The following is a 15313-nucleotide window of genomic DNA, read 5'->3' as shown; positions in this document are numbered from 1 at the left end:
ACTATGGGACAAGCACTGGCATACACCTGCTCGTGTTTGACCGTTCTGCCGACGAAAGGGACAGATCCATGAGCGACGCCGGTTCTCCGAACGGCATCGCGGTCGTGCGGCGCGGCTACGCGGTGGACCAGGTCGACCAGGCCTTCCACAGCCTGCGCCGGGACCGCGACGCGGCCTGGCACCGTCTGTCCGAACTCGGGAACCTGCTGAGGGATCTGGAGCACCGGCTGGCGCAGGCCCGGGAGGCCGCCGAGGCGGCCGCGGCCGCACCGCCGCCGCAGTACGCCGAGCTGAGCGAGCAGGCGGCGATGATCCTCGCAATGGCCGAGTCCGAGGCCAAGGCGGTGCACGCGGCCGCCCTCAACGAGGTCGACGCGATCCGTGCGGAGGCCGCCTCCGACGGCCGCCGCGCCCAGGAGGACGCCCGCGACCACGCCGACCGCGTCCGCACGGCGGCCGAGGCCGACCACGAGCAGACCATCGAGCAGGCCGAGGCGTACGCGGACCAGCTCCGCCGGGACGCCGAGCGGGAGGCCCGGGCCACCCGCGAGGCCGGCGACGCGACCGCGGCGGAGATCCGCGACCGCGCGGCGGAGGCCTCCCGCAAGGCCCATGAGTGGCTCGACCACCAGCAGAAGGCCGCCGAACGCGAGCTGTCCTCCCGCGAGGAGGCCTTCGAGACCTGGGAGCGCGAGCAGCTCGGCGTCGCCCGCCGGCACGTCGAGGAGGGCGAGCGGGCCAGGGACGACGCGCAGTCCGCCGCCAAGGAGCTGGAGACCAGGGCGCGGGCCGAGGCCGACCGCCTGCTGGACGAGGCGCGGCGGGAGGCGGAGCGGATCAACCACGCGAGCGCGCGGGCGTACGAGGAGTACGAGGCGCGGCGGGTCGAACTCCAGTCGCACCTGGACCACATCCGGCAGACGCTGACCGCGCTGACCGGTGCCGGCGTGGGCGCGACGCCGGCACTGCCCCCGGCGCCCCCGGCGCAGCCGCCCGCGGCGGCGGAGACCGAGGTGCTGCCGCGGTACTCCGACTCCGAGGCGACGCAGGAGACGACGCTGCGGGTACGCCGACCTGCGCCGCAGGCGCAGGAACCGCAGCCGGAACCGCAGCCGCAGCCGCAGCCGGAACCGCAGCCGGAGCCGGTCGACGACCGCACGGTCGAGATCGCCTACCCGCGGCCGGCGAAGCCTACGGACTGACTTTCCCGCCCGGGGCCGGCGCGTAAGGGGCGCGGGGAACTGCGCGCTCAGCCGGTGACCCGCCGCACCCGACCGGGGCGTTCCGGTCGCGACCCGGCGGTCGCCGCCGCCGGACGCGGCGCCGTAGCGGCCTGGCCGCGCCGTTCCCCGCGCCCCTGAGTCGCCCTTCGGACTCCTCCGGGGCCACTGCGCGCGCTGGGGTTACGCTGGAACCCCCCGGCCCGCGCAGCGGTCCGGGCTCGTCACGTTGCGCGCGCACGCGAGGGGCAGAGAAATCCATGAGCCTGACCGGCCTGCTGGACGCGGTAATCAAGGACCCGGCGCTCGCCGAGGCGGTGGCCGAGGCCGCCACCCCGCGAGCCGCCCGGCAACACCTCGACCTCATCGCGCCGCCCGCCGCCCGCCCCTTCGCGATCGGCGCCCTCGCCCGCGCCCTCGCCGACCGGGCGGCCCAGGAGCAGCAGACCACCGGCCGCCCGGTGCTGGCGGTCACCGCCACCGGCCGCGAGGCCGAGGACCTGACCGCCGCCCTGGCCTCCCTCCTCCCGCCGGACTCCGTCGCGGAGTACCCGGCCTGGGAGACCCTCCCGCACGAGCGGCTCTCCCCGCGCTCGGACACCGTCGGCCGCCGCCTCGCGGTGCTCCGCCGGATCGCCCACCCGGCCGTTCCCGGCACCGCCGAGGAGGGCGGCGACACCGCCGCCGGCCCCCTCCAGGTGGTCGTGGCCCCGATCCGCAGTGTGCTGCAGCCGCAGGTCAAGGGCCTGGCCGAGCTGGAGCCCGTGGAGCTCCACCGTGGTGACGAGCGCGATCTGGAGGAGGTCGTCGACAGGCTCGCGGCCGCCGCCTACTCCCGCGTCGAGCTGGTCGAGAAGCGCGGCGAGTTCGCCGTCCGCGGCGGCATCCTGGACGTCTTCCCGCCGACCGAGGAGCATCCGCTCCGGATCGAGTTCTGGGGCGACGAGGTCGAGGAGATCCGCTACTTCAAGGTCGCCGACCAGCGCTCGCTGGAGGTCAGCGAGCACGGGCTGTGGGCGCCGCCCTGCCGCGAGCTGCTGCTCACCCCGGAGGTCCGGGAGCGGGCCGCCGCCCTCGCCGCCGACCACCCCGAGCTGACCGAGATCCTCGGCAAGATCGCCGAGGGGATCGCGGTGGAGGGGATGGAGTCCCTGGCCCCGGTGCTGGTGGACGAGATGGAGCTGCTCCAGGACGTGTTCCCGGAGGGCTCGATCGCCGTGGTCTGCGACCCGGAGCGGGTCCGCTCCCGGGCCTCCGACCTGGTGGCGACCAGCCAGGAGTTCCTCAACGCCTCCTGGGCGGTGGCCGCGACCGGCGGGGACGTCCCGATCGACGTGGCGGCCGTGGCGCCGGTGGACGTCTCGGCGGCCTCGCTCTGGTCGCTGGCCGACGTCCGGGAGCACGCCCAGGAGCAGGGCCTGCCGTGGTGGTCGATCAGCCCCTTCGCGTCCAACCCCGAGGAGGCCCTGGACGAGGACCCGGACACCCTCCGGCTGAGCCTCCACGCCGTCGAGGCCTACCGCGGGGACACCGCGCGGGCGATCGCCGACGCCAAGGGCCGGCTCGCCGAGGGCTGGCAGGTCGTCCTGGTGACCGAGGGCCACGGCCCGGCGGCCCGGATCGCCGAGGTGCTGCGCGGGGAGGGCATCGGCGTCCGGCTCTCCGCCGACCTGGACGCCGAGCCGGAGCCGGCCGTCGCCCATGTCTCCACCGGTTCGATCGAGTACGGCTTCATCTCGGACGCGCTGCGGCTCTGCGTCCTCACCGAGACCGACCTCTCCGGTCAGAAGTCGACCACCAAGGACATGCGCCGGATGCCGTCCCGGCGCCGCAACGCCATCGACCCGCTGGCGCTGACCGCCGGCGACTTCGTGGTCCACGAGCAGCACGGCGTCGGCAGGTACATCGAGATGGTGCAGCGGACGGTGCAGGGCGCCACCCGCGAGTACCTGGTGCTCGAGTACGCCTCGGCCAAGCGCGGCCAGCCGGGCGACCGGCTCTTCGTGCCCACCGACCAGCTGGAGCAGATCACCAAGTACGTCGGCGGCGAGGCCCCGTCCCTCCACCGGCTCGGCGGCGCGGACTGGGCGAAGACCAAGTCGCGGGCCAAGAAGGCGGTCAAGGAGATCGCGGCCGACCTGATCAAGCTCTACTCGGCCCGGATGGCCGCCCCCGGCCACGCCTTCCAGCCGGACACCCCCTGGCAGCGCGAGCTGGAGGACGCCTTCCCGTACGCCGAGACCCCGGACCAGCTGACCACCATCGGCGAGGTCAAGGAGGACATGGAGAAGACGGTCCCGATGGACCGGCTGATCTGCGGCGACGTGGGCTACGGCAAGACCGAGATCGCGGTCCGGGCGGCCTTCAAGGCGGTCCAGGACGGCAAGCAGGTCGCCGTGCTGGTGCCCACCACCCTGCTGGTGCAGCAGCACTTCTCGACCTTCTCCGAGCGGTACGCCAACTTCCCGGTGTCGGTGAAGGCGCTCTCCCGGTTCCAGTCCGACTCCGAGGCCAAGGAGGTCCTGGAGGGTCTGCGGACCGGCGGGGTGGACGTGGTGATCGGCACCCACCGGCTCTTCTCCTCCGAGACCAGGTTCAAGGACCTGGGCCTGGTCATCGTCGACGAGGAGCAGCGGTTCGGCGTCGAGCACAAGGAGCAGCTGAAGAAGCTGCGGGCCAACGTGGACGTGCTGACCATGTCCGCCACCCCGATCCCGCGGACCCTGGAGATGGCGGTCACCGGCATCCGGGAGATGTCCACCATCACCACCCCGCCGGAGGAGCGGCACCCGGTGCTGACCTTCGTCGGCCCCTACGACGAGAAGCAGATCGCCGCCGCGGTCCGCCGTGAACTGCTGCGCGAGGGCCAGGTCTTCTACATCCACAACCGGGTGGAGTCGATCGACAAGGCCGCCGCCCGGATCCGGGAGATGGTGCCGGAGGCCCGGATCGCCACCGCCCACGGGCAGATGAGCGAGACCGCCCTGGAGCAGGTGGTCGTCGACTTCTGGGAGAAGAAGTTCGACGTGCTGGTCTCGACCACGATCGTGGAGTCCGGGATCGACATCGCCAACGCCAACACGCTGATCGTGGAGCGCGGGGACAACTTCGGCCTGTCGCAGCTCCACCAGCTGCGCGGCCGGGTCGGCCGGGGCCGCGAGCGCGGCTACGCCTACTTCCTCTACCCGCCGGAGAAGCCGCTCACCGAGACCGCCCACGAGCGGCTCGCCACCATCGCCCAGCACACCGAGATCGGCGCCGGGATGTACGTGGCGATGAAGGACCTGGAGATCCGCGGCGCCGGCAACCTCCTCGGCGGGGAGCAGTCCGGGCACATCGCCGGGGTCGGCTTCGACCTCTACATGCGGATGGTCGGCGAGGCCGTCGCCGAGTACCGGGAGGCGCTGGCCAGCGGCGAGATCCAGGAGGAGGAGCCGCTGGAGGTCAAGATCGAGCTGCCGGTGGACGCCCACGTCCCGCACGACTACGCGCCCGGCGAGCGGCTGCGGCTGCAGGCCTACCGGTCGATCGCCGCGGTCAACTCGGAGGAGGACATCCAGCAGGTCCGCGAGGAGCTGACGGACCGGTACGGCAAGCTGCCGGAGCCGGTGGAGAACCTGCTGATGGTGGCCGGCCTGCGGCTGTTCGCCCGGCGCTGCGGGATCACCGACATCACCCTGCAGGGGAGCAACATCCGGTTCTCCCCGTTCGAGCTGCGGGAGTCGCAGGAGCTGCGGCTGAAGCGGCTGCACCCGAGGGCCGTGGTCAAGCCGGCGGTCAAGCAGGTGCTGGTACCCCGGCCGACCACCGCCAGGATCGGCGGCAAGCCGGTGGTCGGCCGCGAACTCCTCGCCTGGTGCGCGGAGTTCCTGACCTCGATGTTCGACGAGCTGGCGGCGGCGAGGAAGTAGGGGAAGCAGCGGAGTCGGGGAGGCGGGGGAGGGGGCGCCGGCCGGCTCCCCCGGGGCGTCCCCCCGGCCGCCCCGGGGGAGGCTCAGGCGACCTTCCACTGGCCGGTCTGGTCGGAGAAGCCGCTGTCCAGGGCGAACTGGACCTTGGTGATCCTGGTGCCGACCGGGACCTGGAAGGTGATGAAGCCGACCGCGCTGTCGCCGGGGGCGATCTTCAGCTCGGCCGGCAGGCTCTGGCCGGCCTTGGTGTCGTTGACGTCCGCCTCGTAGTGCTGGCCCGCGCTGTCCACCACCTCTGCGCCGTTGCTCGGTGAGTCGTCGTAGGCGCCGGTGCCGGTGTCCTTGATCCGGAACTGCACGGCGTAGAAGCGCTTGCCGTTGTCCGGCTGGCTGAACTCGTCCGTCGGCTGGGCCTTGGACACCACCTTCAGGACGGTGACGTCGGCGTCGGTGGACATGCCGCTGAGGTGGAGGGTGTCGCCGACGGCGGCGGTGTGGCTACCGGACTTGCCGGACGAGCCCGAACCGGAACCCGAACCCGAACCCGACTTGCTTCCGCCGGACTTCGCGCCGGAGCTCGATCCGTTCGCGGCCGAGGTGTTCACGGTACTGGTGGGCGAGCAGGCGGCGGAACCGAGAGCGAGGGCCAGCCCTGTGAACGCGGCCAGGCCGGTGCGCAGAAGAGTGCTGGACATGGTTGTCCCCCCTGATGAGACACGGTCGACTGAGGTGCCGGAGCCGCTTCGTGGCCCGGCGACGGCTTAAGAACACCATGGGCTGTGAATAGTGTCAACCACTCTTTGGATTGTTGATGCGATTCACGCTGTGTACGCATCGCGAGGCCGTCGCTGGGTATGCTCGGCGCCATGCCGGAGCAGGAGTCCATTCCCCAGGTCAGCGCGGCCGAGATCGCCCGTATCGCCGGTGTCGGCCGGGCCGCGGTCAGCAACTGGCGGCGGCGCCACGCCGACTTCCCGCGGCCGGTCGGGGGCAGCGAGACCAGCCCCGCCTTCTCGCTCACCGAGGTCGACGCCTGGCTGCGGGCCCACGGCAGGCTGCGTGAACTGCCGCTGCGCGACGAGATCCGCCGCCATCTCGACCTGCTGCGGGACGCGGCCGGCTCCCCGCTCGTCCTCGCCCTGGCCCAGGTGCTGGTGGTGCAGCGGGCTCCCGGCCGGTGGCGGGAGCTGGCCGGACGCCCGGCGGTGGAGCTCGCGACCGCGCTGCCGACCCTCGCGCGGGAGGCCGCGGTCGCGGCCCTCGGCCCGCAGGGCGCCCGCGGCCTCGGGCTTCCCTCGCTCTACGGCAGCACCGAGCTCTCGCTGGCCCGCCTGGCGGCCCGGCTCGCCGAGGAGGTCGGGCCGGACGCGGCGGCCGAGGAACTGCTCGCCCTGCCGCCGGAGTCCGCCTTCCGGCAGGGCGCGGTGCTGCCCGCGGAGCTGGCGGACCTCCTCGCGGAACTCGCGGACGCTGCGGCGGACGCCGGGACCGGGTCGTCAGGGGCCGGGCCGTCAGGGGCGGGGTCATCGGGGGCGGGGCGCTCCGGCGGCACCGAAGCCGCCGCGCCCGCCGCGCCCGCCGTGGCCGATCCGGCCTGCGGGACCGGCGCGCTGCTGCTGGCCGCGGGCCGCGCGGGCGCGGTCCGGCTGTCCGGTGCGGAGGCGGACCCGGCCGCGGCGGCGCTCGCCCGGCTCCGGCTGGCCGTCCACGAGCCGGCGCGGGCCGACGGCGGCCAGGTCATCGACGTCCGGCAGGCCGACTCGCTGCGGGACGGCGGGGCCGGGGACGGCCGGGCGCCCCTCGTGGACGCCGTGCTGAGCCGGCCGCCGTACAACGACCGCAACTGGGGCGCCGAGGACTCCGCCTACGACCCGCGCTGGGAGTACGGGCTGCCGCCCCGGGCGGAGTCCGAACTCGCCTGGGCGCAGGATGCGTTGGCGCGGGTGCGGCCCGGCGGCCGGGCGGTGCTGCTGCTGCCCGGCGCGGTCGCCGCCCGGCGCTCCGGGCGCCGGATCCGGGCCGAACTGCTGCGCCGGGGAGCGGTGCTGGCCGTCGTCGCGCTGCCCCCCGGCCTGGCCGCGCCCTCCTCGGTGCCGCTGCACATCTGGGTCCTGCGCCGTCCGGAGCCGCAGGCTGCCGCACCGGAGCGGGTACTGCTGGTGGACGCCGGCGCGCCGGAGGGAGCGTACGCGGCGGTCCGCGAGGCCTGGGCGGCCTGGCTGCGCTCCGGCTCGCAGCCGGTCGCGCGCCCCGGCGTGTACCGCAGCGTTCCGCTGGTCGACCTGCTGGACGAGGAGGTCGACCTGACGCCGGGCCGGCACCTCCCGCCCTCCGTCGACCAGGCGCTGGACGCGGTCGAGGGGCTGCATCGGAAGGTCGCCGAGGAGCTGGCCGGGCTGGCGCCGCTGGAGCGGTTGCTGCCGGCTCCGGCGCCGGTCGGCGGTGGAGCGGGGGACCGCGCCCGCTCCACCGTCGCCGTCGCCGAACTGCTGCGCGGCGGGGGGCTGGAGCTGCTGCCCGCCGATGCCGGCTGCCGCCCCGGCGACCTGCTGGTCCGCGGCGAGGAGGTGCGGGTGCTCGGCGAGGGCGAGGCGGCGCCTGCCGAGGCCACCGCGCGCGGCTGCCAAGTGCTGCGGCCCGCGGCGGAGTTGCTCGACCCCTGGTTCCTGGCCGGCTTCCTCAGGGCGGCCGCCGCGGCAGCCGGAAGCGCCGGCACCACCGCCACCCTCTCGCGCCGGGACGTCCGCCGGCTCCGGGTGCCGAGGCTGCCGCTCGACCAGCAGCGCGGCTACGGGCGGGAGTTCCGCAGGATCGCGGAGTTCGAGGAGCGGCTGCGGGCGGCCGCCGAGGGGGGCGCGCGGCTGGCGCGACTGCTGACCGAGGGGGTCGCCGAGGGCCGGCTGCGGCTGCCGTAGTCGAACGGGCGTCAGAACGCCTTCGGAGCAGGGGATCGGCCGAGGTCACGGGTTGATGGATGAGTTCCCTGTGATCACTGTGTGTTGATAATATGCAGGCCGCTGTCGACTCACTCCGCTGGAGCCCCGCATGGCGGACCCGTACCCCTCACGCCCCGCCCCGGCCGGCCGGTGGCGGTACCTGCCCCTGCTGCTCGTGCTGGTACCGCTGGGGTCCCTCGGGCTGATCGGGTTCGTGCCCGCGCTGTGGCTCGCCGTTCTGCGCCGCACCCGGCGGGCCTGGTGGGGGGCGGCAGGCGCGTTCGCCGTGACGGTGGCCGAGTGGGTGGTCGCCGGCAGCTCGGGCGGGGCCACCCCGCCGCTCGGGCTCTTCGGTCCGGTGGTCCTCCTCGCGCTGCTGGGGACGCCGGCCCATTTCGTCGCCGAATTCCTGTACTGGCAGCGGGAGTCCGCGCGGCAGCGGCCGGTGCCCGGGTACCGGCCGCCGGCGCTGCCGCCGCCGTGGACGCCGGTCGGCCCGGTGGCGCCGGTCGGTCCGGTCGCGCAGGTCGCCCCCGTCATGCCGCCGCCCCCGCCCCCGGCCCCGGCCGCGCCGCCCGCCACCCTCTACGGCGGCAGCGTCGACCTGGGCGAGGAACTCCGCAGGCTCGGGCGGGACTTGGAGGGCGGCAGGTGAGCGGACGACCGAGGGTGGTCGCCGGCCGCTACCGGCTGGACGGCCCGATCGGCCGCGGCGGAATGGGCCAGGTCTGGGCGGCCACCGACGAGCGCCTCGGGCGCCCGGTCGCGGTGAAGCTGCTCCGCGGAGACCTCGACGCCTCGGCCGGCACCCTGGCCGGCGCCCCCGCCGGGCCGGTACTCGCGGACTCCGCCGAGACCGCGGACCTGCGGACCCGCTTCCTCCGCGAGTGCCGGACCGCGGCCGCCCTCGACCACCCCGGGATCGTCACCGTCTACGACGCCGGGCAGGACGGCGAGCGGCTCTTCCTCGTCATGCAGCGCCTGGACGGTATCGGGCTGGCCGATCTGATCGACGAGCGCGGTCCGCTGCCGGTGGCCTGGGCGGCCGCGCTGGCCGCGCAGCTGGCCGGCGCCCTCTCCGCGGTCCACGCGGCCGGGGTGGTGCACCGGGACGTCAAGCCCAACAACGTCATCCTGCGCCCGGACGGCCGGGCGGTGCTCCTCGACCTCGGCATCGCGGCCGCCTTCGAGCCCGAGCTGAGCCGGCTGACCCGCAGCGGCACCCCGGTCGGGACGCCGACCTACATGGCGCCCGAGCAGGCCGCCACCGGGGCCATCGAGCCGCGCGGGGACCTGTACGCGCTGGGCTGCGTCCTCCACGCGCTGCTGCTCGGCGATCCGCCGTTCACCGGCGGGTCGGCGCTGGCCGTCATGCACGAGCACCTGGTCAGCGCGCCGAGGCCGGTACGGGAGCTGCGGCCGGAGGTGCCGGCGCCGCTGGAGCGGCTGATCCTCGACCTCCTCGCCAAGGAGCCCGCCGGGCGGCCGGCCTGCGCGGAGGAGGTGTACGCGCGGCTGCTGCCGTTCCTCCCGGCCTCGGAGCGGAGCCCGGAGGGGCTGCGGGCGGCGGGGGCCGGGCCCGGGGCCGGGACCGGGGCCGCCGGGGCCGATCCGACGGTCCCCTATCGCTTTCCGCTCGGCCCCGTCCGGGTGACCGGGGGAGGGGGGACGGCGGCGGGTCCGCGTTTCGGACCGGCCTTCGCGCGGCCCGCTGCCGTCACCGGCGCCGCCGTCGGGCCCGCAGCCGAGCGCGCGGGCGGCGGCGACTTCGTCATCGGCGCGCCCCGGGCCGCGACCGGCGGCGGGATCCGGCCCGCCGACGCCGCGATGCGGGCCGCGGAGCTCTACGAGAGCGGCCGCAGCGCGGACGCGGCCGGTCTGCTCAGCGCGGTGCTCGACGACCCGGCCGCGCACCGCGAGCTCTCCGCCGACCAGTCGCGGGCGCTCCGCCGCTACCGCGCCGAGCTCCTCATGCGGGACCGCCAACTCGCGGCGGCGATGGCCGAGTTCACCGCCCTGGCCACCGATCTGGTGGCCGAGCGGGGCGCGAGCGATCCGGAGGCGCTGGAGTGCGGCTACCTGGCGGCCGGCTGCCAGGCCCGGATCGGCGACGCCGCCGGCGCCCTCGCCGCCTACCGCGGGCTGCTTGCCATCCACCAGGAGCGGCTGGCGCGCGGCCTGGACACCGACCCCGAGCGGGCCGAGCGGATCCGGCTGCACATCGGCGAGCTGCTGATGACCACCCGCGACCTGGCCGGCGCCTGGGAGACCCTCCTCACCCTGCTGATGGAGCTGGAGCCGAGGCTCGGCCCGGTCCACCCGAGGGTGCGGGAGATCCGCACCCTGCTCGACTGGATCCAGCCCCTGCGCTTCGGCACCCGCTGAGCGGCCCCGACCGCCGCTGCGGGCGATCACCCCCGCTGACGGTAGTCTGCGCCGGTGGCACTTGGACTCGTGATGGCGCTGGGCGCCGCCGTCTTCTTCGGCTGCGCCATGGTGCTGCAGGCACTCGGCGCCAGTCGGCACCCGCCCGCCTCCGAGGAGGCCGGCGGGGGGCTGCTGGGCACCGCGCGGGCGATGCTCAACATCCCCTACATCTGCGGCCTCGGGCTCGACCTCCTCGGCTTCATCGCCCAGCTGATCGCGCTGCGCTCGCTGCCGCTCTACGTGGTGCAGGCCGCGCTGGCGGCGGCGCTCGCGGTGACCGCGGTGGCCGGGGCGTTCGTCCTCAGGCTGCGGCTCGGCCGGGCGGAGTGGGCGGGCGTCGGCGCGGTCTGCGTCGGGCTCGCCGTGCTGGGCGTCACGGCGGGGGCGGAGGGCCACCGGCAGCCGTCCTTCGCCTTCCACTGGGGTCTGCTGGTCGCGGTGGCGCTGCTCGCCGCGATCGGAGGGGCGGTCTGGAGGTTGCACGAGCCGGCGCGTGCGCTGGTGATGGGCGCCCTCTGCGGCCTGGGCTTCGCGGTCGTCGGACTCGCCGTCCGGGTGCTCCCCGCGGTCGGCTGGCCGCACATCGGCCCGCTCTTCACCGAGCCCGCCTCGTACGCGCTGCTCGCGGGCGGGGCGGTGGCCTTCGTCTTCATGACCGAGGCGGTCCGCGGCGGCAAGGTCACCACCGCCACGGCGGCCATGGTCCTCACCGAGACGGCGCCGCCGGCCCTCCTCGGCGTGCTGCTGCTGGGCGACCGGACGCGTCCCGGGATGGTCCCGCTGGCCGTACTCGGGTTCGTCGTCGCGATCGCCGGCGCGCTGGCCCTGGCCCGGTTCGGCGAGGTCTCCGGAGACGCCGCCGAGGCCTCCCCGGAGGGGATCTGACCCGCGGACACGGCGCGCCACCACGTACGCATGGTGGCGTGCCGGACCGCGGCTCTCTATTCTCTTGACCGGCCGTCAGTTGACACCTCGTCAGCACCAGGAGGCTCCATGCGTCCCGCGCCCACCGCGTCCGCGTCAGCGACCGCATCCGCCCTGCGACGCCGTGCCGCGCTCGGAGCCCTCGGGATCGCGGCCGCGATCGCCCTGACGGCCTGCGGGGCCACCGCCCACCCCGGCGCCGCGGCCATCGTCGGCGACCAGCGGATCACCACCGCCGCCCTGGACTCGCACCTCACCGCGTACCGCAGCGCCCTCAGCTCGGCCGCCGTGCAGACCGGCGGTGGCGGGACCGAGGCGGCCGGGCTGGTCCGGCACACCCTCCAGCTCCTCGTCGAGTCCCGCCTCGTGGACGACCAGCTGCAGGCGCAGGGGCTGACCGTGAGCACCGCGGAGGTGGAGCGGGCCCGCGCCTCGGCGATCCAGCAGACCGGCTCGGAGCAGGCCCTGGAGCAGGTCTTCCTGCAGCAGATCGGCCTTGCGCCGGGCGACATCGACGAGTACTTCCGGATGAGCGTCGGCGAGCAGAAGCTGCTGGCCGCCCAGGGCATCGCCCCGACCGACCAGAACGCCTCCGCCGCGATCACCGCGATGCTCGACTCCGCCGCCAAGCAGCACCCGGTGAGTGTCAACCCGCGCTACGGCCGGTGGAACCCCAAGGAGGCGGCCGTCGCCGCCGCCACCCAGCCGTGGATCAGGACCAGCACCTCCTGAGGAACCGATCCGCCTCCCTTCGGAATCCTCGTCCCGAGCCTACGAGAGGTAGGTTTCAGAGGTGCCCGAGATCGATGACCCTGTGGACAACCCCGCGTCCCCCGCCCCGGCCGGCCGACTGGTCCTGCTGGCCACCACCCACCGGATCGCCCCCGGCCTCCTCTCCTGGCCGGCCTGGGAGACCCTGCGCGAGGCCGACCGGGTGCTGGTCGGCGACCCCGAGCATCCCCAGCTGGCGCCGATCCGCCAGGCGGGGGTGCGGGTGGAGGTCGTGGACGCCCCCGCGCGGGCCCGCGAGCTGGCCGAGTCGGCCGCCGCGGACGGCGGCCGCACGGTCGTGTGGATCCTGGACACCGACGGCGAGCCGGAGCTCGCCGAGCAGCTGGCCACCCTCGCCGTCGAGGGCGGGCTGCCGTCCCCGGCGCCGGAGCTGGAGGTCCTTCCCGGCTCGTACGACGTCCCCGGCGCCCGGCTCCTCGACCTGGTCTCGGTGATGGACCGGCTCCGCTCGCCCGGCGGCTGCCCCTGGGACGCCCAGCAGACCCACGAGTCCCTGGTCAAGTACCTCGTCGAGGAGTCCTACGAACTGGTCGAGGCGATCGAGGAGGGCGACCGCCCGGCCCTCCGCGAGGAGCTCGGCGACGTCCTCCTCCAGGTCCTCTTCCACTCCCGGATCGCCCAGGAGCACCCGGAGGACCCGTTCGGCATCGACGAGGTCGCCGGCGGCATCGTCGACAAGCTCGTCTTCCGCCACCCGCACGTCTTCGCCGACGCCGGCGTCCCCGCCTCCGAGCATCTGGAGGCCACCTGGGACAAGCTCAAGGCCGCCGAGAAGCAGCGCGAGTCCCTCACCGACGGCGTCCCCCTCGGCCAGCCGTCGCTGGCCCTGGCCGCCAAGCTGCTCTCCCGCGCCCGCAAGGCCGGCCTCGACCTGCCTCTGGAGACCGAGTTCACCCCGCAGGCCCCGCCCGCCGAGGAAGACCTCGGCGAACTCCTCCTGGCCCTGGCCAAGACGGCCGACGCCCACTCCATCGACCCGGAACAGGCCCTCCGCGCGGCCGCCCTCCGCTACCGCGCCCGCATCCGCGAGGCGGAGGCCGGCGGGCCGTCCGGCGGCAGCGGCGCGGGGGCCCCGGCGAAGTAGCCGGAGAAGGCCGTCCGGGCCTCCGCGAGCCGACGCCGGAGCCGGGCCCGTAGGTCGGCGAGGGGCGGCCCCGGTTCGCTCCGCTCGGCGGCCCAGTCCCTCAGCGCGGCACGGACCCCGCCCAGCGACGGCGAGCCGGGCAGGCCGACCGGTGCCCAGGCCCGGGCGAGCACCCGGCAGACGGCGGCGGCCCGCGCGTCGAGCTCCTCCCCGGTGGGGGCGGGCCCGAGCAGCTCCACCGAGCGGATCACGTCGGTGTAGACGGACCGCACCCGCTGATAGCCCACGTACCAGGGCAGATCGCGCCGGTAGTCCGCGACGGCGGGGAGGTTGGCCGCCCGGACCGCCCTGTGCCAGGCGGAGATGAACCGCTGCCGCTCGCCCCGGTTGGGGTACTCGGTCCGGCAGAGGTGGATGGCGAGATCGTGCACCGGGTCGCCCACCATCGCCAGCTCCCAGTCGATGGCGTGCAGCGACCCGTCCTCCTCGTTGTAGATGAGGTTCCGCGGGTGGAGATCGGCGTGCAGCAGGACGAACGGACGCGGGGTCAGCCCGTCCCGGGGAAGGCCGTCGGAGAACCGCCGCAGGGCGTCGGCGGGGAAGCCGAGCGCCCCGAAGAGCGGCCCGTACCGGGCGTGGGCGGGTGCCTCCACCCGGGTCCGGGTGTAGTCGATCAGGCAGTGGATGAAGCCGGTGCTGTCGCCGAAGGCGGGCCAGCCGGCGGGGGGCTTCGGCAGCTCGTCGACCGGGATCCTGGCGAGGGCGGCGAAGAGGGAGGCCAGTCCCTCGACCACTCCGCCCTTGACGTTCGGCTTCGAGCCCCAGATCGCGGCCAGTTCGGTGCCCTCCGCGAAGGTCTGGACGGAGAACCCCCGCCGGGTGGCCAGCACCTTCGGCACGTTGGGCAGATGCCGGGAGACCGTCCGGAGTACCGCCGCCTCCTCGGGCCAGATGGCCTGGTCGAAGGGGAGCGAACGGTGCTCGGTGGGGATCCTGACCTTGACCTTGGCGCCCGGCTCCACCGGTCCGAACCGGGCCAGCCGCTCCGGCAGGAGCACCGCGTGGTTGCGGTTGTTGAAGCCGGACATGGGCAGCACGTTGTCCTGGGCGTGACGGCGGAGGCCTTCCCAGGTCTTCGATGGGGGAGTGTGGCTGTCGATGGCGCGCGCTCCCGGGTATACCGGCGTTTGGCCGTACCCTACTGGGGGAACCGGGGTGTCGGCCCGAACGCAACCGCCTTGTTACCCCGGACGTGTGACGGGTGCTCACGTGGGGTCCAGGGGCGTTCGGGAGAACGCCTCCAGCAGTTCGGCCATGCCCTGGAAGACGTAGGCGGCGCCGGCGTCGAGGAGAAGTTCGCGCTTGCTGCTCGCGATGGCGGCATGGCGGTCGGGCACGAAGCCGAGGAAGACCACTCCGGCCTGCCGGGCCGCCGCCGCGTCGGCCTCGGAGTCGCCGAGGAAGAGGCAGCGCGACCGGTCCGACTCCCGGACGGCGAGCTCGGCCAGCGCGCGTTCGATGCAGTCGGGGTCGGGTTTCATCAGGTCCGGGTTCTCGGGTCTTCGGCCGAATATCCGGTCCTCGAAGTGGGGGTGCAGCCCCACCCGCCGCAGGTACCCGGCGATCGGGCCGGGGGCGTTGTTGCTGGTGATGGCCAGCCGGACGGCGTGCTGCGAGAGCACCGCGATCACCGCGTCGACCTCGGCGGTCGGTGCCGCCGTGCGGGCGGCCTCCTCCTCCATCCTGGTGATCAGCTGTTCGATCTCGTGCATCGGCGCCGGCGGGGTCCTCCCCGCCCGGGTGTCGCCGTTGCGCGGTGCCCGCAGCAGCGCGTGGGGGTCGTCCGGGTCCCGCTGGGGGCGCACCCCCAGCGCCTCGGAGATCGAGAGGGCGACCTCCGAGGCCGGTCGTTCCGCGTACAGATGGCAGATCGGTCCGTCGAAGTCGAACAGTACGCAGACGGCCCGGCGCAGGCGGTCGGCGATGGCGTCGGCTTCGGTCAAAGGCGGTCCGGTTTCG

Annotated in this window: 11 protein-coding genes; 8 read left to right on the top strand and 3 right to left on the bottom strand. The window is 74.8% G+C overall.

Annotation, left to right across the window (positions count from 1 at the left end):
• Window positions 1–68: 68 nt before the first annotated feature.
• Window positions 69–1202 (top strand): coiled-coil domain-containing protein, encoded by a 1134-nt coding sequence (locus tag BS73_RS17125; protein ID WP_037573447.1) that lies wholly within the window; start codon window positions 69–71, stop codon window positions 1200–1202.
• A gap of 278 nt (window positions 1203–1480) precedes the next feature.
• Window positions 1481–5131, top strand: coding sequence for a transcription-repair coupling factor (gene mfd, locus BS73_RS17120; protein WP_037573445.1), 3651 nt, complete (start codon window positions 1481–1483; stop codon window positions 5129–5131).
• Window positions 5132–5214: 83 nt separating this feature from the next.
• On the opposite strand, the gene BS73_RS17115 is transcribed toward mfd, so the two are convergent.
• Window positions 5215–5826: a DUF4352 domain-containing protein gene (locus tag BS73_RS17115; protein WP_051940035.1), complete on the bottom strand. Its 612-nt coding sequence runs from the start codon at window positions 5824–5826 to the stop codon at window positions 5215–5217.
• 171 nt (window positions 5827–5997) lie between these two features.
• Between BS73_RS17115 and BS73_RS17110 the strand changes: the two genes are divergently transcribed.
• From BS73_RS17110 to BS73_RS17085, 6 genes are all read left to right on the top strand, one after another.
• Window positions 5998–8046, top strand: coding sequence for an N-6 DNA methylase (locus tag BS73_RS17110; protein WP_037579962.1), 2049 nt, complete (start codon window positions 5998–6000; stop codon window positions 8044–8046).
• 130 nt (window positions 8047–8176) lie between these two features.
• Window positions 8177–8722 carry a hypothetical protein gene (locus tag BS73_RS38260; protein ID WP_037573444.1) on the top strand — a complete coding sequence of 182 codons (546 nt, stop codon included), beginning with the start codon at window positions 8177–8179 and terminating at the stop codon, window positions 8720–8722.
• Window positions 8719–10452, top strand: a complete 1734-nt coding sequence (locus BS73_RS17100; RefSeq protein ID WP_037573441.1) for a serine/threonine-protein kinase — start codon at window positions 8719–8721, stop codon at window positions 10450–10452. Before BS73_RS38260 ends, BS73_RS17100 begins: the two co-directional genes overlap by 4 nt.
• Before the next feature lie 54 nt (window positions 10453–10506).
• Window positions 10507–11379, top strand: a complete 873-nt coding sequence (locus tag BS73_RS17095) for a DMT family protein (RefSeq protein ID WP_200886706.1) — start codon at window positions 10507–10509, stop codon at window positions 11377–11379.
• A gap of 108 nt (window positions 11380–11487) precedes the next feature.
• Entirely contained in the window at window positions 11488–12150 is a 663-nt protein-coding gene (locus BS73_RS17090) for a SurA N-terminal domain-containing protein (RefSeq protein ID WP_051940032.1), read from the top strand.
• 61 nt (window positions 12151–12211) lie between these two features.
• Entirely contained in the window at window positions 12212–13294 is a 1083-nt protein-coding gene (locus tag BS73_RS17085; RefSeq protein ID WP_235215429.1) for a MazG family protein, read from the top strand.
• Here BS73_RS17085 and BS73_RS17080 read toward each other — a convergent pair.
• Together BS73_RS17080 and BS73_RS17075 are read right to left on the bottom strand one after the other, a co-directional pair.
• On the bottom strand, window positions 13219–14382 hold the full coding sequence (locus BS73_RS17080; protein WP_037573433.1) for a phosphotransferase family protein: 1164 nt from the start codon (window positions 14380–14382) through the stop codon (window positions 13219–13221). The genes BS73_RS17085 and BS73_RS17080 overlap by 76 nt on opposite strands.
• Before the next feature lie 177 nt (window positions 14383–14559).
• Complete coding sequence (locus BS73_RS17075; protein WP_051940031.1) at window positions 14560–15297, bottom strand: HAD family hydrolase; 738 nt, start codon at window positions 15295–15297, stop codon at window positions 14560–14562.
• Between the last annotated feature and the right edge of the window lie 16 nt (window positions 15298–15313).

The sequence above is a fragment of the Phaeacidiphilus oryzae TH49 genome (assembly GCF_000744815.1).
In the GTDB taxonomy this organism is placed as follows: domain Bacteria; phylum Actinomycetota; class Actinomycetes; order Streptomycetales; family Streptomycetaceae; genus Phaeacidiphilus; species Phaeacidiphilus oryzae.
Note: the sequence above shows the minus strand (reverse complement) of the source record. Positions and strands in the feature narration are given on the sequence as shown.